The organism is Cryobacterium sp. Y50 (assembly GCF_002929805.1).
Classification (GTDB): Bacteria; Actinomycetota; Actinomycetes; order Actinomycetales; family Microbacteriaceae; genus Cryobacterium.
Genome location: NZ_PJJM01000078.1, coordinates 22,461 through 42,197, shown reverse-complemented (window position 1 = coordinate 42,197; position 19,737 = coordinate 22,461). Strand labels below are relative to the sequence as shown.

The window sequence follows — 19,737 nt, the reverse complement described above, 5'->3', positions numbered from 1 at the left end:
CTGAGGCGCGTAGCGTGGAGGTATGAGCCTGAACCCCAGTTATATCAAGCCCGGCCTGGACTTCAACCGCGACACTAATTACATCGAGGACCGCATCACGCGGGATGGCCGGGACGGGTGGCCGGTCGAGGCGGGTCGCTACAGGTTAGTCGCAGCGCGGGCCTGCCCCTGGGCGAACCGGACCACGATCGTGCGCCGCCTGCTCGGCCTCGAGGGCGTCATCTCGCTCGGCCTGCCCGGGCCGACCCACGACAAGAACAGCTGGACCTTCGATCTTGACCCCGACGGGCTCGATCCGGTGCTCGGCATTGAACGCCTACAGCAGGCCTTCTTCGCCCGTTTTCCCGACTACCCGCGCGGTATCACCGTGCCGGCGATCGTCGATGTACCGACTGGCAAGGTCGTCACCAACAACTACCCGCAAATCACCCTTGATTTTGAGACCGAGTGGACAGAGCACCACCGGGCTGGCGCCCCCGACCTCTACCCCGAAGCCCTGCGGGCCGAGATCGACGAGGTCGCCAACGTGATCTTTCACGACGTCAACAACGGTGTCTACAAGTGCGGCTTCGCCGGCAGCCAAGAATCGTATGAGCGGGCCTACGACGCCCTCTTCGCCCGACTGGATTGGCTCGCGGAACGTCTGGCCGGGCAGCGGTATCTCATGGGCGACACGATTACCGAGGCGGACATCCGCTTGTTCACGACTCTGGCACGCTTTGACGCGGTGTATCACGGGCATTTCAAGTGCAATCGAAACAAGCTCAGCGAGATGCCGGTGCTGTGGGCTTATGCCCGCGACCTGTTCCAAACGCCCGGTTTTGGTGACACGATCGATTTCGACCAGATCAAGAAGCATTACTACGTGACGCACGGGGACATCAATCCCAGTGGCATCGTGCCAAAGGGACCGGATGCTGCCGCCTGGCTGGCCCCGCACTCTCGGGCCGACCTCGGTGGCCGCCCGTTCGGCCCCGGCACCCCACCCGAGGCACCGCTGCCCGACGAGCGGATTGTGAACTAGTCACTTCGGGCTAGTCGGGGCGGCGAGCGAGGCTGGGCTGCACCCGCGGCGGCTCCCCCGGCATCTTAGGAAAGTCCGGCGGAAACGGCAGCTAGCCGAGGCCGCCGGCCAAATCACGTTCCCACCACGAATAGAGAGTGTCGATCGAGCCAGGCTGCTCGTGCATGGCGGCCCACGGGTCGCCCTGTTACCGCAGACGGGTCGGCAGGGTGAGAATAGTGAACGTATGCGGGTCGGCCTAGGCGAGGTCGCTCCACCCCAGCGGACCGGACACCGGTGCGTGCGGCAGCGGCCGTGGGCTGTAGGCGCCGGCCATGGTGCGGTCACGGTTGGCCTGGTTATCTTCGATGAAGATGCGCTCGCCGCACTTTTCCTTCCTCCAGTTTGTGGTCACCTGGGTGGGCACCCGTCGTTCTAACTCGCGCGCCGCGCCAATGACCGCGTGTCGCATGTCAAGAAATTCGCAGGTCGGGGTGATCGGCGCGAACACGTGCAGTCCGCGATTTCCGGATGTCTTCACAAACGCGGTCAGACCGGCCTCGGCCAGCAGATTCTTCAATTCGACAGCGACCGGAATGGTGTCGGAGAAGCCCGTGCCCGGCTGCGGATCCAGATCGATGCGCAGTTCGTCGGGATTGTCCGAGAGTTCGGCCCGGGACGGCCACGGGTGGAACACGATCGTGTTCATCTGCACGGCCCACACTGCGGCGGCCGGTTCGTCGATGACGAGTTGCGGATGCGTGCGCCCACTTGGGTAGATCACGGGAACGGCCCGCACATAGTCAGGCGCGCCCTTGGGCGGGTTCTTCGAGAAGAACTGCTCGCCATCAATGCCGCCGCTGAAACGTTGCAGTGACAACGGACGGCCGCCGTTGGCCCGCACGAACGCCTCGCCCACCTCCATGAGGTAGTGGGCGAGGTCGAGTTTGGTGATTCCCGGTTCGGGCCAGAGCACCCGTTTCGGGCTGGACACGCGCACATCGCGCGGACCATGCGGGCCAGCAACCATCAGAACCACTGCATCAGAGCTCATGCGCACACTTTAGCCAGATTTTTTGGCCGCGCCAGCCTTCAGCTGTCGCTTCCGGCGGCTACGGGATGTAGTTGAATTGGTCGGGGTTCGGGCCGGTGCGCTCGTCGCGGTTCAGAGCAGTGATCGCCGCAACATCTGCTTCGGTGAGAACGAAGTCGAACAGGGCGAAGTTTTCGTCGACTCGGCTGCGGGTGACCGACTTCGGGAAGACGATGTCACCCCGCTGCAGGTGCCAGCGCAGGGTGACCTGGGCAGCAGTCTTATCGAGGCGGTCGGCGATTGCCAGGATCACCGGGTCGGAAAGAACTGCTCCCTGCGCGAGCGGCGACCAGGCCTCGGTTGCAATGCCGTGCTCGGTGTTGAATGCACGCAGCGAATCCTGCGTGAGGTACGGGTGGACTTCGATCTGGTTGACGGCCGGCACGGTGTCGGTCTCGTCGAGCAGACGCTGCAGGTGCTCGCGCTGGAAGTTGCTCACGCCAATGGTGCGAACGCGGCCGGATCGCTGCATTTCCTCCATTGCCTTCCAGGTTTCGACGAAGTCTCCAACAGCCGGGAGCGGCCAGTGGATGAGAAAGAGGTCAAGGTGATCGAAGCCGAGGGCATCCAGGGTGCGATCGAAAGCGGCAAGAGCATCGACACGGTCATGGAACCCGTTGTTGAGCTTGCTCGTGACGTAGATCTCAGACCGGTCCAGCCCAGACTCTGCGATGGCCTCACCGACCTCTTTCTCGTTACCGTACATCTCTGCCGTGTCAATGTGTCGATAGCCGGCCTCAAGAGCCGCGCGGGTCGCCGCCTTCGTCGTCTCCGGGGTAATTTGGTAGGTTCCGAAACCGAGCTGCGGAATACTCGTACCGTTGTTGAGGGTGATGGTGGGAACTGCAGTCATTGGTGTTTCTCCTGGTTAGAAATGTGCGTGCGACGATACGTGAATAGATCCAGTTTTCCAGTGGCCGTCCTACAAATGTTTCCGGCCCGCAATGGAGGCTAGCCGGGAAGTCGGAGTTGTCATGGTCAACATACCTAACTGCGTGCACGTGGAGAGGAAACCACTCACCCCAGAAAGATATTCCGTGTGCACAATGACCGAGGTACGCTCTCAGCCCGCACACATCGGTCACGCTGCAGCGCGCGATGTTGTTCACACGGTAGGAATAAAGTCACGGGTCCTACCTGACGCATCAAACCTCGCGCGGCCTTGTCTTCGTGGCCTACCTCGCTGACACCTGGTCATCGGTCCAGGCCGTCATCGTCGCCGCCCGATTCGGCCGCTGGTCGGTTCTGGTCAGTTCACTCGCCTGCATGACCGCGGGGTACTGCTCACCCGTTCGGCCGTGCTCATACTCGTTTTGGTCGGCGTGTCGCTGGCCATGGCCGGTTTCGTTGCGGCACACGCCGTGCCCCTGCTGCGACCATCGAACCCGGAGCAAGCACAACGCGTCCTCGCAGGTTGCCGACCTAGCATCGAATCATGATTGAGCGAGTGAACCGTGACCCTGTACGCCCCGGCCAGGAATCCGTCTGGGACTATCCGCGCCCGCCCCGCGTCGAACATACCGGTGAACACGTCACTATTGAACTCGACGGCGTGACCATCGCCGACACGAGTGATGTCGTGCGGGTGCTCGAGACCAGCCATCCGCCGGTGTACTACCTGCCGCGTAGCGCACTCGCACCGGGTGTGCTGCAACCCGCACCGGGCCATAGCTACTGCGAATACAAGGGAATCGCCGGCTACCTCTCGGTGGGCTCGCGCGCACGGGCTGCCTGGTTCTACCCCACGCCCACCCTGGGTTACGAAACGCTGGCCGATCGCGTCGCGATCTACCCGGGGGCGATGCACCGCTGCACCGTCGACGGTGAAACGGTGCAGGCACAGGACGGCGACTATTACGGTGGTTGGATCACCACGAAGATTGTCGGGCCGTACAAGGGTGCCGAGGGCACCACTGGGTGGTAGCTGTTAGCGAAAAATCGTTACTCACGATTTCACGGGTCGAGTTACCCTCAAACCAGCTTGGCATCCGATGTACCCGACTAATGAAGGAGCTGCTGTGAACCGCGACGAGGTTGACGAACAGATACTCAATCAGTGGACCCGCAGACTCAGCCAGGCCCTCCAGATTTTGGACCTGGAGGTAGACAACCATCTCGTGCTGAACGTGGCCGCTGAAGCCGCCCACGCTGTCAGCCCCATGGCCGCCCCCATCACCACGTTCATGGTCGGCTACGCAGCCGGTCTGGCGGCCGCCAATTCGGCGATGTCCTCGCAGACGGCCATTGCCCGGGCAGCGGAAGTTGTCATCACTGTCTGTCAGCAGCCCCCGACCGAAGGTCCCGACAAAACCGGCTGGGTGAACACTGCGCAATAACGTTCACGATCAGGCCGCACGCTCCAGCCGGATGATGACGGCCTTCGACACCGGCGTGTTACTCCCGTCGGCGACGCTATCGAGGGGCACGAGCACATTCGCCTCCGGGTAGTACGCGGCAACGCAGCCGCGCGGTGTCGGGTAGGCGACGAGCCGATATCCTCGCAGCACACGGTCGACGTTGTCGCTGAACTCGCTGTGCACGTCGACCAGGTCGCCGTCGGTGAAACCGAGGGCAATCAGGTCCTTCTTGTTGATGAAGACCACGTGGCGACCTTTTTTAATGCCGCGATAGCGGTCATCGAGGCCGTAGATGGTTGTGTTGAACTGGTCGTGACTGCGCAGCGTTTGCAACACCAGCCGCCCTGCCGGTAGTTCGAGATACTCGAGGGTGTTCGTGGTCAGCATGGCCTTGCCGATTGGAGTGTTGAACGTGCGCGAGTCCCGCGGTCCGTTCGGCAACATGAATCCGCCCTCCTGTCGGATGCGTTCGTTATAGTTTTCACACCCCTCGATCACGTGGGCGATGTGGTCACGGATGCGGTCGTAGTCGGCCTCGAAACCCGCCCAATCGACCGCGACTCGGTCATCGAGGACAGAGCTTGCCAGGCGCGAAATAATCGCGACCTCCGAGAGTAGATTCGGTGCGACCGGCTTGATCTTTCCCCACGAGGGGTGCACCGCACAGACCGTGTCCTCTACGGAGACGAACTGCACCCCGCTGGCCTGCTCGTCGATTTCGGTGCGCCCCAGGGTCGGTAGTATCAGTGCCTCCTTGCCGGTTACGGCGTGCGAGCGATTCAGTTTCGTAGAGATCTGTACGCTCATTTCGGTGCGTTGCATGGCGGCTTCAGCAATGCCGGTGTCGCTCATGGCAGAGACGAAGTTGCCGCCAAGCCCCAGCCACACCTTCAGCCTTCCGTCGCGCATGGCACGCACTCCGTCGACGGAATCAACGCCGTGCTTGCGTGGCGGGTCGAAACCGAACTCGGCTTGCAGGGCGTTGAGGAAGGCCGGCGGCATCTGCTCCCAGATGCCCATTGTGCGGTCACCCTGCACGTTGCTGTGGCCGCGAATCGGTGAGGCACCGGCACCGGGTTTACCGATGTTGCCGCGCAGCAGCAGCAGGTTGATGATTTCCTTGATGGTCTCGATGCCTTTTTTCTGTTGCGTCAGCCCCATCGCCCAGGTAATGATCACCCGATCAGCGCCCAGGTAGCGTTTTGCCAATTCGTCGATTTGTGCCGCGCGCAGGCCGGTCGCGGCCAGTACCATCCGCTCATCGAGTTGGGAGAGATGCTGGCGCAGCTCGATCAGCCCGTGGCAGTGTTCGTCAAGAAAAGCCTGATCGAGGATGGTTCCTGGGGCAGCGTCCTCGGCGTCGAGCACCCGCTTCGAGACGGCCTGCAGCAATGCCATGTCGCCGCCGAGGCGAATTTGCAGAAACTGGTCTGCGATATCGGTGCCGTGGCCAATGACTCCGCGCACCCGCTGCGGGTTCTTGTAGCGGCGCAGACCAGCCTCGGGCAGCGGATTGATGGCGACGATCTGGGCGCCAGCATCTTTGGCTTCTTCGAGCGCGGTGAGCATGCGCGGATGATTGGTACCGGGGTTTTGTCCCATGATGATGATCAGATCGGATTTCGCAAAGTCGTCGTAGCTGACCGTGCTCTTGCCAATGCCGACGGTCTGGCCCATGGCCCAGCCCGTCGATTCGTGGCACATATTGGAGCAGTCCGGCAGGTTGTTGGTGCCGTAAGCGCGCGCGAACAGCTGGTAGGCGAAGGCGGCCTCGTTGGAGGCGCGACCACTGGTATAGAACGCCGCCTGGTCGGGCGAGTCAAGGCCCTTGAGCTTGGCGGCGATCACCTGAAAGGCCTCGGCCCAACTGATCGGGCGGTAGTGGTCGCTGCCGGCGGGCTTGTAGACGGGTTCGACCAAACGGCCCTGCATGCCGAGCCAGTATTCGCTCTTGTCCCGCAGGTTTGTCAGGGAATGTTCGGTCCAGAAGTTGGTCGGAATGGTGATCGGGGTGGCCTCCCAGGTGACCGCCTTGGCACCGTTCTCGCAGAACTCGAAAGTCTTTCGCTGGCCCGGGTCGGGCCAGGCGCAGCTCATGCAGTCGAAGCCGTCTTTCTGGTTCATCGCCAGCAGAGCCCGCATCCCCCGCCGGGCGCCCATCTGGGTGATCGCTGGTTTCAGGGAGTTCAGCACTCCCGGTACGCCGGCTGCCCACGCTTTCGAGTGCGTGATCTCGATATCGTCGTCGGTGACGTCGTCGATTGGGGGGTCGCTGCTCATGGGGCACCGCTCTCGTCGTCTTCTTGTCGGCCATACGGTCGTCGCTGGCGACGATACACCGACACTGGTGGCAGCATCCGTTCTCAATCGAAGAATTTGATTTATACCCCCAAGGGTATAATGTAGAGATTCTTCCCCAACGAAAGGCGCCCATTATGTGCAGAGCTGTCACCTGCAAGACCTGCCAGAAGACCACCTGGGCCGGGTGCGGCCAGCACGTCGACCAGGTAATGAAAAATGTGCCGCGCAGCCAGCGCTGCGAGGGCCACGTCAAGGAGAAATCTACTGGAGGCTTCTTCGCCCGCTTGCTCGGCCGGTAGCAGCCGCGCTCAGGCCGACGCCGATGCCGATGCCGATGCCGTAACCTCAACATGTTCCGGGCCCGGGGTTCAAAGACACGCCCAGTAACTCGGTCGTTTCACCCGCGATTCGATGCGCGCACCATGATTGGTGGCGTCCTGGTCAAACGCTCGACTGAACACTTACACTCAAAGCACATGACTTTTCCGGAAACTGGCGGGGCCGCATCGCGCTCGCGCCGCTCGCTGCCACGACTGCTCGGCCGGCTGGCCCTCGGCGCAGTACTGCTTTTGGCTGGAATCAGCCACCTCACGTTCAACCGGGAGGCATTCCAGGCTCAGGTTCCGGCCTGGGTTCCGCTGGACGCCGACCTGGTCGTCGTACTCTCCGGAATAGCCGAAATAATACTGGGAATCGCGTTGCTAACTCTGCACCGGTGGCGGGTACCCGTCGGCTGGGTCGTCACCGCGTTCTTCGTGGCAATTTTTCCCGGCAACATCTCACAGTTCGTCACGGCAACTGACTCCTTCGGACTGAATTCAGATATGTCGCGGGGCATCCGCCTCGCCTTTCAGCCGCTGCTCGTGCTGTGGGCGCTCTGGGCTACCGATGCATGGCGAGCCTGGCGCAGCCGGGTTGCGGTCCAGCCTCCGTCAAAGCGATAGCAGGAGTATGCCCGCCATCGATATTGTGGGTCAAATGGACCCGCTAACCTTTCGTCGCGCCACGACCGATGATGTTCCGGTCTTACTGGTCTTGGTGACAAGCGCCTATCGGGGCGACGCGAGCCGCCAGGGCTGGACCTGTGAGGCCGACCTCATCGACGGGCAGCGCCTCGACGCCGACGTACTTCGTGGAGACCTCAGTCGCGCTGACAGCCTCGTTCTTCTCGGCGAACGCGGAGGCGAGCTGGTCGGGTGCGCGCATATCGCGAAGGATGTGGGCGATACGGCCTATTTCGGTATGTTCGCCGTGCGACCGACCGGGCAGAGCCAGGGCGATGGCAAACGTATCCTGGCCGAAGCTGAACGCCTGGCTGTCTCGGAATGGGATTCAACCGTGATGACGATGACGGTCATCAATGTGCGAGACTCCCTCATCGCGTTCTATGAGCGGAGAGGCTACCAGCGAACCGGCGTGCAGAAACCCTTTCACTTCGACACACGCTTCGGAATACCCAGGCGCGACGACCTACATCTCGAGGTGCTCGAAAAAGTTCTGCAGCACGGCTAAACACCCGCCTCTTGGAGGCGCGAGCATAAGCCGGTGATTGCGCCCCGTTCGGGTTGTGACGTGTGACAGGCCGCTTTGCGCGTCAGGGCGCGGTACTGATGGGGCGTGAGCGCAACCACAGGCCTGACGAGGGATGAAACGGCAGCAGGAAATGTAGGAGGAGTCCGGACAGCGCCGTGACGGTTACCGCTCCGATGGCGCCGAAATTCGTGAACTGTGCCTCAACGTTGACCCCGGCCAACGTCGTCACGGTCCATCCGAGCGCCCACAGCGTGGCCATGCCCAGGGTCCACAGCCAGCGTCGGCGCGTGCGCGGCGGTAACCCCACGGCCTGCGCGGCACCGAGCACGATCCCGGTGATCGCTCCCATCAAGGCCAACTCCGGAAGCGTCGTGCGATAGTCGACCACCGTCGAGCCCAGGAGCAGACCCAAACCCAAACCAATTCCGGTCAGCGGAACCCAGTTCAGCGGATTGAGGCGACGCCGACTGACCAGAACCTGACCGAAGCCAATGACGACCCCACAAACCGCGCCACCGATAAGGGCCGATACGGGGTTACTCACGCGCCCTCCGACGGCCGTGCCGGCGAAACCCGCGATCGGGAACGCGAGAAATCCCACGCTCCACAGCAACCAGGTTGAGAAGAAGGTGGGGTTTCGGAAACTGGGATTGCGATGGAGTCGCCGCATTGTGGTCACGTTTCTGCTCCAGTCCAAGGTACTTGGTGAGTTCAGCCCAAGCCATTGAGAATGAATCTCGGACCGGTATGCAAACATGCTACGCCCAAGCCAGTGCGGCCCGACAGCGTGCAGGGATAGCAAAACAACGAGGCACCTCATCGGCGAACGCCGCTTTGGTATACGTGCGTTTTCGCACGAAGCGCCGACCGGACTACACGGCCGACGCTTCGGCCATAAGTACCTCCGGGGATGCCAACGGGGTGATATAGGAGTAACCGGTGGCGGTGTTCTTGGTGATCGAGAGCACCAACTGCATGTGCGGTTCCAGGGCCGTGACCTTGTCGAGCGGAGCTCCGACGATGAGTTGAAAACCGAGGCCCTTCCATGCGGCGACCGCACGCCCGGCGAACTCGGCATCGGATTTCACGAAACCCTCGTCGAGAAAGACCGGGGCAAAACGCGGCCGGGTGCGGCTCTCATCGCCGAGCTGAAAGCGCAGGGCGGCGCCGACGACGAAGGCCACGAGTTCCTGCGACTCGCCACCGCTCTTGCCGCCGAGGGAGGAATAAGTACTCACCTCTACGCCTTCGCACGTCACGCGCACTGCGGTGATTTCGACATGCTGGCGCACGTCGAGCAGCAGGTCCCGCTGAGAGTTGTTCAGCCCGTCGGGCCGGCGAATCAAAGCCATGAACCGCTGCAGCCGGGTGAAGCGATCCTCGGTTTCATCATCGGTGAATTGCTCAGTCGCGCCCGAAGCAAGCACCTTGAGTTCCTTGCGGAACGCGGTCGCGTCGTCTCGGTGAAGGCGCCGCAGGGCGATCTGTAGGCGGTCCCGGCCCGCGCCGAACGGTAGTGTCGCGAGAATCTCGTTGATCGGTCGCAGCCGGTCTTCGATCTCCTCGATCGCCGAGTTGAAAGCGCCGGTGAGCGGCACGAGGTCTTGCCCGCTCCAGGCGGAGAGCCGGCGTTTCCATTCCTGCCGCCGCTCCGACAGGCCGAGGGTGCGGATCGCGTCGAGAATGTCGGTGTAACTCGCGACTGATTCAAGCGCGACGCCGATGTTCGGGTCTGGCCAGCGGCTCTGGAAGGACTCGAAGATGCCGATCATGGTCGCGCGATCACGTGCCGCGCTATCTCGGTCTTGCGTCGACTGCGCAATCAACCGCTCGCGCAGGCGTTTCAGGCCGGCGGGAAAGCCGGCGAAATCGCTCGGGTCGGTGACCAGCGCGAACTGCTCACTCAGGTGTACGGCATGCTCGACCGCGAGCACGAGCGCGTCGTCCTGTCTGATCTGGTCCAGTCTCCCACTGACTCTGTCTTGCGCGTCAACGATGCTGCTCTGCTCTGCGGCGAGCGTTGCGCTGGTCTGGTCGGCCGCGTGCTTCTGCTTCCCTGCGACATCGAGTTGGAGAGCCAGCCGGCCCTCTTCATCGTTCAGGGCGCGCAGAATATCGCTGCCGGCGAGCATCCGTTCTTGCTCGGATTTCTTGCCCGCAATGCGCTCAGCGGCAGCCGCAACGTCGATGGTCGACCAGTCGGTGTCGAGAATATGCTGGTGAGCGGTTTTTTTGTTGCGAAGATCAACGAGACCGTCCGCGACACCAGATGCTCGCCCAGCGGCAGCATCGGCTACCCGTCCCTGCACTGCGAGTTCCGACGCAATGTCGTCTAGCCTGGCGCGGCTGGAGAATCCGATGATCGATTTCTGACCCGCGTTCACGCCGTGGGCGCCTCGGGAACCATTGCGCGTCTGCCCGCTCGAAGTCACCCGTGCGCCTGCGCCCCCCAGCTCGGACGGGCTGGCCACGCACAGGGCGTCGAGGTTGGTGCTCCGAAGTCGCGCCTGTACCCAGCTGCTGAACGGCGAGTCCTTGACGTCGAGCTTGCCCGACACGTAGCAGGCGTCGCCGTCGGCCACGACGTGCGGCTTTAGCGCGACACCCTCAAAGTAGATGCGCAGCGGCAGCTGCAGTGGGTCGATCGCCGCGCTGAGCTGGGCGAGCCGGGTCTCATCGACGAGCAAAACCCTGACGACCGAGGCGAGGATTACCTCGGCGGCCTGCCGCCACTGCTCTTCACCGGCGGCGAGATCGATCAGTTCGGCGACGAACGGCAGCTCATCGACCGGAATGCCCGCAGCTTCGGCAATCAGCAGGCGGGCCTGGTGCAACTGCTGGGGTACGAGGCTCTCGCGTCCGGTCAGAAAGGCACGTTCCTGCTTGAGTAAGCGGATGCCCTCCTCCACCGGGTACGACTCGCGTTGTAGCGCAGTGCGGGTCGCCTCCAGGGTAGCCTCGGCGGCGGCGAACCCGGCGGCGAATTCCTCGGCGGCGCGCTGGGCGGCCGCAAAGGAAGCGAGCGAGTCGACCTGCAGGGCGAGATTCTGCACCCGATGGTCGAAGCCTGCGCGCTCCCGAGCCACGTCATCGTGCTGGTTGCGCAGCTGGGTGAGTTCGTTTTGCAGGCGTTCGAGCACGTCGCCGCCATTGTTACGCTGCTGCTGTTGCAACTCGGCCACCCGGTTTTTCAGAGTGGTTTCACCGTCACGCGCCCAGCTCAGGGCCACCTGGTTGTCCCGGCGAGCGACCCGGTTGGTGTCGGCAGCGGTCTCGAGCAAGGCTTGCTCGGTCTGCAACTGCCACAGCACGAACGGGGTATCACCGGCCCGGTGCACGCCGAAGGTGTCGACCAGGTCAGCCTTGGCGGTCGACACTTCATAGGCACTGTGCAGATCGGGTAGGCGTTCGAGCACCTGCGCCTTCTGCGCCTCGGTTACCATGGCGCCGTAGGAGCGCTCGAGATCTTCGAAGTGGTCGACGGCCTTGTCGGCGGCCGAAAAGGTCGCTGGCTCTTCCAGCACCATCGACTTGTACAATCCGTCGACCGTTTTCACCTGCTGGCCCGCCTGAATGCGGGCGAGCAGGCGCAGCGCCTTGCTGCCCTCACCGTTGGCGCCGATGCCGAGCCGCGTGTACAGCGTCTGGGCAAAAGCCGCGTAGGTATCGAAGACGTCGAGGCCGTCGAAGTGGGCCTTCAGGGCGCGCTTGTCGAACCGATTCTCGGCGATGGCGGCGAGGTCGCGCAGGTCAAGGCATCCATCTGTCGTGGCCATTTTCATGGTGACGTCGGCGAATTTGTTGGCGCCGCGCGGCACGAAATAGGCCCGCAGCACGGTGAAGCGGCGTTGGTTGTCGTCGACGAAGGTCATGGCGATAGCGCCCCAGGTAGCGGCCTTTGCGCCACGCAGCACCTGGTCGGTCAGCTCGTCGGTGCCGGCTTCGCGGTTGGCGTCGGTCTTACCGCGCAGGTAGGTCATCAGATTGCGCTGGTCGACGCTGCGCGCCCGGCCGGAGCCGGCGTCATTCGAAGCGCCGTTGAACGGGGTGTCCGAGGGCATCATGAGGGCGAGATAGGCGTCGAGCATGCTGCTCTTGCCGGTGCCGGAGGCCCCGGAAACGAGCGTGGCCGAGGCATTGAAGTCGATCTCGTGGTGGCCATGAAAGCCACCCCAGTTGACCAGTTGCATCGATTCGGCGCGCCACTGGGTGGTGCCCTCGGTGGCGCCATCGATGTAGAACAGCGGGGAATCGTTCATACCAAAGGCTCCATCAGCGGTTCGTTATTTTCGGTGCGCAACCACTCGAGCAACTCGCGCAGGCGCTCCACCGGCAGCAGTACTTCGATCACGGCGGAGATGCGAAAGCGGTCGGGGTCGCTGGTCTTCAGCAACACCCGCGCCTTGGCGAGGCTGTCGACGGCGGCCGTCGCCTTGCGCGCGTCGCCGGACAGGTCGGTCGCGTGCTCCGGCCGAAAATGGGCAACGTTGTCGACCAGGTTGTCGCGATCGACCAGAACAATTTCGAGGCCGTTGGCGCGTTCGCTGCGAAAGCGCTGGCGAAGCAGCACGAGCAGAATGGTTTCTTCGCGGCTGTAGGCAACGTCGTGCAGCAGGGTAGGAAAGCGTTCGCCGCCCTCCCCGAGGGCCTGCCGCTTGAAGGCGATCTCGTAGTGCAGGTCAACGTGCAGGTCGAGAAAGACGTCGTTGAGCCGCGATTTAAGCAAGCTCTGCGACTGCAGCAGGGTCTGCCACTCAGCCGGCTGCAGCGCCGACGAAATATAGCGGTGCTTGAGCAGCAGCACCAGCGTGCGGCGCTGCTCCACGCTCAGGCCGCCCTCATCCCCCTCGAACAGCGAGAGGCTGGCCGGGTCGCTGTCGATGCCGGTGTCGGCCAGGTCGTCAATCATTCTCAGAACCCAAATTCTGGGCGGCCAAAGCCGCCGTGTCGTCGTCGGTCAAAATGAGGCGCGGCACCTCGAAGAAACGCACTGAGCCATCCGGTCGCACCGTTTCAAAGCGCTCCAGGCCCGCCGCTCCCGGACTGAGCTGGGCGGCGAGCTGCAGCAGGCCGAGAATCTCGACCGGCCGACGCAGACTCGCGTCGAGTCCGTTAAAAGCGCTGCCCACGGACGCCGCCTCCCCCGTTGCGAAAGCGGCCACGAGGGCGTCGCGCAGTTCTTCGAGCAGCGGCCCACCTTGCTGGCGCAGGGCATCGAGGCTCGGCGCCGCGGGCGCGGCGTCGGACACATCGGCCAATGCGGGCGGTGCGCGGTGGGCGACCGGATCGTAGAATCGTTCGTGCAGATGTTCCACGTCGAGGGTGCCCGGCATGAGTTCAGCCGTGACGGCGGAACGGGACCCGGCGGTCTGCATCCAGGTCGCGAGCTCCCGGTTCACGTCGCGCAGCACACGTTCAAGCTCGCGGTCTTTCACGACGTCGTGGTTGACGATGTGTTCGCGCAAAGTGGTAGTGAGCCCCTTGCGCTGGGTCAGCACGTCGTCGATGCCCTTGCGAATGAGGGTGACCGTGCTCATGAAGCTGCGGCGTTCGGTGCGACTGAGTTCGAGGGCGAACGGATGCAGCAGAATCGTCTCGAGATCAGCTTTCAGCCCCTGCAGCAGAGCGTCGTTGCGCAGCAGGGTGAACGCGCCCTCGAAGGCGCGACCCTCCGCGGTCGACGACATGAGGGTATCCGTTTTGGCGAGGTAGTCGTCGAGGACTTCGCTGATCGGGCGGTCCTCGCCGCGAAAGTCGTTGACGATCTGGCGGTGCATGGCCGCGACGGACTCTTCGACCCGTTTAAAGTCGCTCGGCAGCTGCTGAATGAGGTTGATGAGGTTGGCGTAGCCCTCGTGCATCTGCTCGTTAGAGGCCGGCGCAATGTCGCCGCCGTCGGAGAGCCGGTCACGTTCGCTGGTCAACTCGTGGATCTGCTGGTCGAGGCGGCGCACCCGCTCCTCGCGGTCTGGGTTGGCTTCGGTAGCGCGATGACGCACCGTGTCGACGATCGTGGTGAGGCGGGATTCGCTGATTAGCGCCCGATCTCGGGCGAGACCGTCGACGAGCAGCAGGGCTTCGAGGGCGTGGCTGGTGAGCGAGTAGTGCTCCTCCGGTCCCTGCCCCGCGTCGCTGATCTCGCGGTAGAGCCAGAGGTCGTTCATCCACTGCACGCAGAGAGCGCGACCCGTTTTCTCTGGCGCATTCAGGCCAATGCTGCGGAGGTCGGCGAGGTAGGCATCCACCTGGGTGTGCAGCGCCTCGCAGGAAACACTGCGGCGGTCACGACTGAACGAGCTCTTGAACACCGCGAGCACGAAGGGTGCCCACTTGCGGTCGAGCAGCCGCAGCGTGGGTTTGTCGAAGGCTTCGCGTACCCGCGCCAATTCGCCTGCAATGTTACTCACTAGCTCGTTCCCTTCCGGATTTCCACTTTAACCGACGCGGCCGGGTGCTCCTGACCTAATCAGCCGAGCAGGCGCGGCCGCTTCCAGCCGGCGCCGTGCACGTGCTGGTCGAGAAAAGCGAACACGGTCTCGTACCAGACCACCGCGTGCTGGGGCCCCAGCACCCAGTGGTTCTCGTCGGGAAAGAAGAGGAATTTGTGCTGGGTACTTCCATTAGCAGTCGCGTGGTGCTCGGCGAGTTCCGACCACAGTCGCAGGCTTTCGCCGATCGGCACCCGGTAGTCGTGGTCTCCATGAATTACGAGCATTGGTGTGACGATGTCACGCACCGCCCGGTGCGGCGAATTGTCGATCATGCCCTGCGCCGAGAAAATGCTTTGCCAGTACTGCGAGTCGTCGGTGGTTCCGTTGAACTGATCGAGCGACCACAAACTCGCGTGGCTGACGATGGCGCGGAATCTGTCGGTGTGGCCGGCGACCCAGTTCGCCATGTAGCCGCCGAAGGATCCGCCCATTGCCGCTGTGAGTGTTTCGTCAATCTCAGGGAGCTTTTCGGCGGCATCAACGATCGCAAGGAGGTCGGTATAGGGCTTGGCGCCCCAAGCGTTCCAGCCGCGCGCGATGAAGTCGAGGCCATATCCGGTCGACAGCGCAGGGTCGGGCAGTAGCACCGCATAGCCCCGGGCCACGGCGAGCAGCGGGCTCCACCGCCAGCTCCAGGCGTTCCAGCTATTCAGCGGGCCACCGTGAATCCACAGCAACAGCGGGGCCGGATGCTCCTGCGCGGCTCCCGCAGGCAGCAGCAGCCAGGCGCGCACCCGCGCTCCATCCTCGGCNGCAGGCAGCAGCAGCCAGGCGCGCACCCGCGCTCCATCCTCGGCTCGGGTCTCGACCTCGGTGATCGTGCCGGGGACATCGGGCAGCGGGGCGGGTGTGGCCAGCATCGTGACGGTGCCGGATCGGCCGATGAGAACGGGATGCGCTGGCGCGATCCAGGAGGAGCGCAACGCCACGAGGTCGCCGGTCTGGGCGTCAACGCAGACGTTGGTGTAGCTGAAGTCGTCAGTGGTGAGCTGCTCGGGCGCGCCGCCGTCGAGCGGCACACGAAAGATCGGACCCCGCCCGTCATGGTCGGCGGTGACGATGAGCGCAGTCGTGACGCCAGCGTGCGGTCCGACGGCGTGCGGCGCGTCGAAAATCAGGCTGGTCGGCCAGCGGTCCCAGTCGGCGGCGAGGCGACGCGGGTGGCCGCCATCGAGGTCGGCGACCCAGAGTTCCTGGTCGGCTGGGCCCACTGGGGTGCTCATAGCGGAGCGGACGAAGGCGATCTGTCGGCCGTCGAGGCTCACGTTCGGCGACTCAAAGTCGACCTTGGGCTCGTCGAACAGTACGGTCTGGGCGCCGGTGGCGACGTCGAGCGACACCAGCACGTAGCGGCCGGACCGTTGCTCGGCGACCCGCAGGGCCACGATGAGCGTGGATCCATCGGGGGTCAGGGCCTGGCCGGCGGTATCCATGGTGCGGCCGGGGCTGGGCGTGAGGTCTCGGGGACGAGGGAGGTCGGCGGGGTAGGGAGCGGGGGCATCCGCTTCGGTGCTACTGACGGGGCCCGTGATTGTGTCGTGCAGGTCGGCGAGGTCGAGCGCGAGCAGGTGCGGTTCGGCGGGCCCAAGGTCGTGGTCCCAGAACCGCACCGGGTAGCTTTCGTGCAGAATGGCCACGACCTTCTTCTCGGTGCGCTCCTTACGGGCGAGGGCATCCGCTTCAAGGTCAGCGGCGCTCGGCAGCAGGTCGGCGGCGATCACGAGCGAGGTCGCGGCGGTGGTCACCGCAGCGATGCCGGACACTCCCCCGGCTAGGCGAGTGATCGCACGGGCTTCACCGCCACAGGCTGGCAGTAGCCAGAGCTGGGCGGCCTCGGCGTCTTTGTCGAGTTTGTCGGGTTTGTCAGCGGCGGCATCGGCGCGGGCGGACACGAACAGGATGTCGCCACTGGCCGTGAACGCGGCCCCGGATTCGCCCTTCACCGACCGGGTCAGGCGGGTCGGAATGCCGGTGCCATCGGCGGACACCGACCAGAGTGCCCGCTCGTAGCTCGTTTGGTCGCGGGTGAGGGTGGCGACGGTCAGCACCACCCTCTGGCCGTCGGGCGAGAGGGCGAGACTCTCCACGCGGGGCAGCGCCACGTAATCGTCGAGGCTGGAAAAGGGCGTGGGGTGAGACTCCAATGTCATAGCTCCACGCTAGCCGACCCGGCCGAACGGCCAGCGGCACGAGCGTTCCTCGTGGCTAATTCAGGAGATTCGTCGGGTGCGCGACTGGGCGTCGCACCGCGCCGCGGGTCGGAACCGTCGCAGCTACGGCATTTCCTGATTAAGCCACGGCCGCGCGCGTCTGGGCGACAGGGTACACAACTGCGGAGATCTCACCCGCAGGAAGCAAGAACGAGGCGATCCGCCCTCTTCCTGGCCGATTCTCCACGGTTGCGCGCGTCCACCGAACGTCAGCCGAGCGCAGCACCGAGCGGAGCTTCCCCGACCAGGTACAGCCGCTGCGTAGCGCGGGTCATCGCGACATAGAGTGCCCCCGCGCCACGCTCCGAGGCCGCAAGAATCGCCGCCGGGTCGACGACGATGACCGCGTCGAACTCCAGCCCCTTGGCGTCCCGCGGAGTGAGCAGCGCAATCTTCCGGCTCAGGCCGAGCGCACCGACGCCGAGCAGGTCGCCGAATTCTGCGCGCAGAGTTGTTTCCAGGGCGTCGAGATCGGTGTCGACGACGATCACGGCGAGGGTGCCGCCGGCGCCCAGCGCCCGGTCACGGCGCACCGCCACCGCGGCATCCGTTACCGTCGCGACCGGCCACTCGCTCGACCGCACCGTGCGCGAAGGCGTGATCGGCAGATGGTGCGAGATCGCGACGGTTTCGGCTGCGGTGGCGATCTGGCTCGGCGTGCGATAGTTCACGGTCAACTCTTCGAGCCGCCAGCGGTCGGCCTCGGGTGAGCCGTCGAGCACCGGCTGCAACGCCTCCTTCCAGCTAGCGGATGCCGCAGCGCTGGCCGCCTGCGCGATATCGCCGACGATCGTGAACGACCGACGCGGACCACGCCGCAACACCAGCCGCCACTGCATCGGGGAGAGTTCCTGCGCTTCGTCAATGACGACGTGGCCGTAGGTCCAGCTGCGGTCTCGTGCGGCTCGCTCACTGGTCGTGACCCATTCGTCGAGTTCGGCGCTACGAGCGGCGAGGTCCTTGGCGTTGATCAGGCCCTTCACTTGCATGTTCTCGATCGCGATTTCGGCGTTCTCCACGTCACGCTTGCGCTGTTCCTTGAGCGCGCGCTTCTTCGCCTGGTCGACGGCGTTGTATTCACCGAGCAGCTCGGCCGCCTCGTCAAGCAGCGGAATGTCGGCGATCGTGAACTCGGCGTCGCGCGGGCGCGCCAATAGTTTGCGCTGGGCGAAACGCCAGCGCGGGGTCAGTTCCTCCAGCCACTGTGGCCGGGCGTAGAGGTCTTGCAGCAGTTTTTGCGGCGTCAGCGGCAGCCAGGCAGTGTTCAGCGCAACTCGCACATCGTCGGCCAGACGCAGGTCTTCGCGCAGCATAGGCAGGTCGGTGTCGTCCATCGACCGACCCTGCTGCTGCAGCTGCTCGAGCCACACCCGGGACAACGCGTTGATGGCCATCTTCACGAATGTGACCCTGGCCTCGTTGTAGGTCTTGCCGGTGCCTCGAGCGCGCGCGATCGCCTGGGAGACCAGCTCCGGCTGCAACACGATGCGATCGCCGTTAGCGACGATCACCTGCGCGGCGGCAGGCGTTCGCTGCCGGGAATGCACTGCCCGTGCCAGGAGATCGGCCATGAACGACTGGCCCTTCAGAGCCGCGACGGCCGGGGCATCCTCTATTGTCGCTTCGACGCCGGGAAACAGCTGCCCGACCGACGCCAACACGACGCCGGTCTCACCGAGCGACGGCAGTACGGCCTCGATATACTGCAGAAACGAGCGTGACGGACCAATGATGAGCACGCCGCTGTCACGCAGTCGATCCCGGTGCGTGTACAGCAGGTAGGCGGCGCGGTGCAGAGCGACGGCGGTTTTGCCTGTACCTGGGCCGCCCTGCACGACGAGAATGCCGGCCAGCTCAGAGCGGATGATGCGGTCCTGTTCCGCTTGGATGGTCGAGACGATGTCGGACATGTGCCCGGTGCGCTGCGCCGTGAGTGCCGCGAGCAGCGCGCCCTCACCCTGGTGCGTGATGGCCGAAGGGTCAGAGAGCAGGGTGGCGTCGAGGATCTCATCCTCGATACGGATGATGCTGCGCCCCTTGGACAGCAAATGACGGCGAGCCCGCGCGCCGAGCGGCGTGGCTGCGGTGGCCTGGTAGAAAGCGCTCGCCTGTGGCACCCGCCAGTCCAGCAATAGGGGTTTGTGGTCGGTATCACGCAGTCCGACCCGCCCGATGTAGCGATAGACGGAGTCGCCCGACTCGTCCGGCATGGTTTCGAGCCGGCCGAAGGCGAGCCGATCGTCGACCTCGCGCAATTGCACGATGCGGTCCTCATACAGACGGGCAAAAGTATCGCGTTCGCTGCGGGACTGGTGGTTGCCGCCCACGTCGAGGCGGCGCACCTCGATCAGCTGATGTTCGGCCTCTTCCGCCAGTGCATCCAACCGCTCATACAGCGACTGGACATAGTTCTGTTCCCGAACAAGCTCCTGGTCGATCACGCACGCACCCCTTAAACCGAAGCCTCTAGTTTAGTCGCGGTCGGTGTGGTCCTGGCTGTGTGTCTCAAGCCGCTCGAAAAGACCTGCCGGGCACGCTTCGTTCCGGTGAGATCTTGATCGGTGATCGTCATTTTGGTGGTATTGCTGAGAGTGACCAGGACACCCTTTTGAGCTCGAAATCCTGGTCGTTGATGGATACGCACGCATAGCCGAGAGAGGCATTCCGGTCAGGCTGTTGGACGATACAGTTACATTCCCGCTCCGCGGTGCTCTTTGTCACAGACGGTGATAAAGCTCCACGGCTGCCG

General features: G+C 64.0%; 14 protein-coding genes and 1 pseudogene. 6 read left to right on the top strand and 9 right to left on the bottom strand.

Features of this window, described 5'->3' with window-relative positions; all coding sequences use genetic code 11:
* Window positions 1–22: 22 nt before the first annotated feature.
* On the top strand, window positions 23–1,024 hold the full coding sequence (locus tag CXY73_RS05925; protein WP_104177130.1) for a glutathione S-transferase family protein: 1,002 nt from the start codon (window positions 23–25) through the stop codon (window positions 1,022–1,024).
* Between the two features lie 10 nt (window positions 1,025–1,034).
* Here CXY73_RS05925 and CXY73_RS05920 read toward each other — a convergent pair.
* A pseudogene (locus tag CXY73_RS05920) lies at window positions 1,035–2,057 on the bottom strand (DNA polymerase domain-containing protein).
* A gap of 58 nt (window positions 2,058–2,115) precedes the next feature.
* Entirely contained in the window at window positions 2,116–2,949 is an 834-nt protein-coding gene (locus tag CXY73_RS05915; protein ID WP_104177129.1) for an aldo/keto reductase, read from the bottom strand.
* Between the two features lie 582 nt (window positions 2,950–3,531).
* Between CXY73_RS05915 and CXY73_RS05905 the strand changes: the two genes are divergently transcribed.
* Together CXY73_RS05905 and CXY73_RS05900 are read left to right on the top strand one after the other, a co-directional pair.
* Window positions 3,532–4,020, top strand: coding sequence for a DUF427 domain-containing protein (locus CXY73_RS05905; protein WP_104134688.1), 489 nt, complete (start codon window positions 3,532–3,534; stop codon window positions 4,018–4,020).
* Between the two features lie 94 nt (window positions 4,021–4,114).
* Window positions 4,115–4,432 carry a DUF6457 domain-containing protein gene (locus CXY73_RS05900; protein ID WP_233198164.1) on the top strand — a complete coding sequence of 106 codons (318 nt, stop codon included), beginning with the start codon at window positions 4,115–4,117 and terminating at the stop codon, window positions 4,430–4,432.
* A gap of 9 nt (window positions 4,433–4,441) precedes the next feature.
* Here the strand turns inward: CXY73_RS05900 and CXY73_RS05895 are convergent, their stop codons facing one another.
* Window positions 4,442–6,733 carry an FdhF/YdeP family oxidoreductase gene (locus CXY73_RS05895; protein ID WP_104134690.1) on the bottom strand — a complete coding sequence of 764 codons (2,292 nt, stop codon included), beginning with the start codon at window positions 6,731–6,733 and terminating at the stop codon, window positions 4,442–4,444.
* Window positions 6,734–6,888: 155 nt separating this feature from the next.
* Between CXY73_RS05895 and CXY73_RS05890 the strand changes: the two genes are divergently transcribed.
* The 3 genes from CXY73_RS05890 (at window position 6,889) to CXY73_RS05880 (ending at window position 8,266) form a co-directional block, all read left to right on the top strand.
* Window positions 6,889–7,053 carry a hypothetical protein gene (locus tag CXY73_RS05890; protein ID WP_104177127.1) on the top strand — a complete coding sequence of 55 codons (165 nt, stop codon included), beginning with the start codon at window positions 6,889–6,891 and terminating at the stop codon, window positions 7,051–7,053.
* Between the two features lie 177 nt (window positions 7,054–7,230).
* A complete protein-coding gene (locus CXY73_RS05885; protein ID WP_104134692.1) occupies window positions 7,231–7,698 on the top strand; it encodes a DoxX family membrane protein in 468 nt (155 codons plus the stop codon).
* Window positions 7,699–7,705: 7 nt separating this feature from the next.
* The gene (locus tag CXY73_RS05880) at window positions 7,706–8,266 is read left to right on the top strand and encodes a GNAT family N-acetyltransferase (protein ID WP_233198163.1); all 561 of its coding nucleotides are present in this window, start codon (window positions 7,706–7,708) and stop codon (window positions 8,264–8,266) included.
* Between the two features lie 82 nt (window positions 8,267–8,348).
* On the opposite strand, the gene CXY73_RS05875 is transcribed toward CXY73_RS05880, so the two are convergent.
* The 6 genes from CXY73_RS05875 to CXY73_RS05850 form a co-directional block, all read right to left on the bottom strand.
* Window positions 8,349–8,957, bottom strand: coding sequence for a hypothetical protein (locus CXY73_RS05875; RefSeq protein ID WP_104134693.1), 609 nt, complete (start codon window positions 8,955–8,957; stop codon window positions 8,349–8,351).
* 202 nt (window positions 8,958–9,159) lie between these two features.
* A complete protein-coding gene (locus CXY73_RS05870) occupies window positions 9,160–12,546 on the bottom strand; it encodes an ATP-binding protein (RefSeq protein WP_104177126.1) in 3,387 nt (1,128 codons plus the stop codon).
* Window positions 12,543–13,196, bottom strand: a complete 654-nt coding sequence (locus CXY73_RS05865; protein WP_104177125.1) for a DUF4194 domain-containing protein — start codon at window positions 13,194–13,196, stop codon at window positions 12,543–12,545. The genes CXY73_RS05870 and CXY73_RS05865 overlap by 4 nt, the downstream gene beginning before the upstream one ends.
* Complete coding sequence (locus tag CXY73_RS05860; protein WP_104177124.1) at window positions 13,189–14,694, bottom strand: DUF3375 family protein; 1,506 nt, start codon at window positions 14,692–14,694, stop codon at window positions 13,189–13,191. Before CXY73_RS05860 ends, CXY73_RS05865 begins: the two co-directional genes overlap by 8 nt.
* Window positions 14,695–14,753: 59 nt before the next feature.
* A complete protein-coding gene (locus tag CXY73_RS05855; RefSeq protein ID WP_104177123.1) occupies window positions 14,754–16,928 on the bottom strand; it encodes an alpha/beta fold hydrolase in 2,175 nt (724 codons plus the stop codon).
* 269 nt (window positions 16,929–17,197) lie between these two features.
* Entirely contained in the window at window positions 17,198–19,429 is a 2,232-nt protein-coding gene (locus CXY73_RS05850) for a UvrD-helicase domain-containing protein (protein ID WP_104177122.1), read from the bottom strand.
* Window positions 19,430–19,737: the final 308 nt, after the last annotated feature.

What these genes read in the sequence shown, in the direction of transcription:
- CXY73_RS05885 (WP_104134692.1), top strand. Translation starts at nt 7,231, where the DNA reads ATGACTTTTCCGGAAACTGGCGGGGCCGCATCGCGCTCGCGCCGCTCG.
- CXY73_RS05915 (WP_104177129.1), bottom strand. Translation starts at nt 2,949, where the DNA reads ATGACTGCAGTTCCCACCATCACCCTCAACAACGGTACGAGTATTCCG.
- CXY73_RS05895 (WP_104134690.1), bottom strand. Translation starts at nt 6,733, where the DNA reads ATGAGCAGCGACCCCCCAATCGACGACGTCACCGACGACGATATCGAG.
- CXY73_RS05925 (WP_104177130.1), top strand. Translation starts at nt 23, where the DNA reads ATGAGCCTGAACCCCAGTTATATCAAGCCCGGCCTGGACTTCAACCGC.
- CXY73_RS05880 (WP_233198163.1), top strand. Translation starts at nt 7,706, where the DNA reads ATGCCCGCCATCGATATTGTGGGTCAAATGGACCCGCTAACCTTTCGT.
- CXY73_RS05890 (WP_104177127.1), top strand. Translation starts at nt 6,889, where the DNA reads ATGTGCAGAGCTGTCACCTGCAAGACCTGCCAGAAGACCACCTGGGCC.
- CXY73_RS05865 (WP_104177125.1), bottom strand. Translation starts at nt 13,196, where the DNA reads ATGATTGACGACCTGGCCGACACCGGCATCGACAGCGACCCGGCCAGC.
- CXY73_RS05905 (WP_104134688.1), top strand. Translation starts at nt 3,532, where the DNA reads ATGATTGAGCGAGTGAACCGTGACCCTGTACGCCCCGGCCAGGAATCC.
- CXY73_RS05870 (WP_104177126.1), bottom strand. Translation starts at nt 12,546, where the DNA reads ATGAACGATTCCCCGCTGTTCTACATCGATGGCGCCACCGAGGGCACC.
- CXY73_RS05875 (WP_104134693.1), bottom strand. Translation starts at nt 8,957, where the DNA reads ATGCGGCGACTCCATCGCAATCCCAGTTTCCGAAACCCCACCTTCTTC.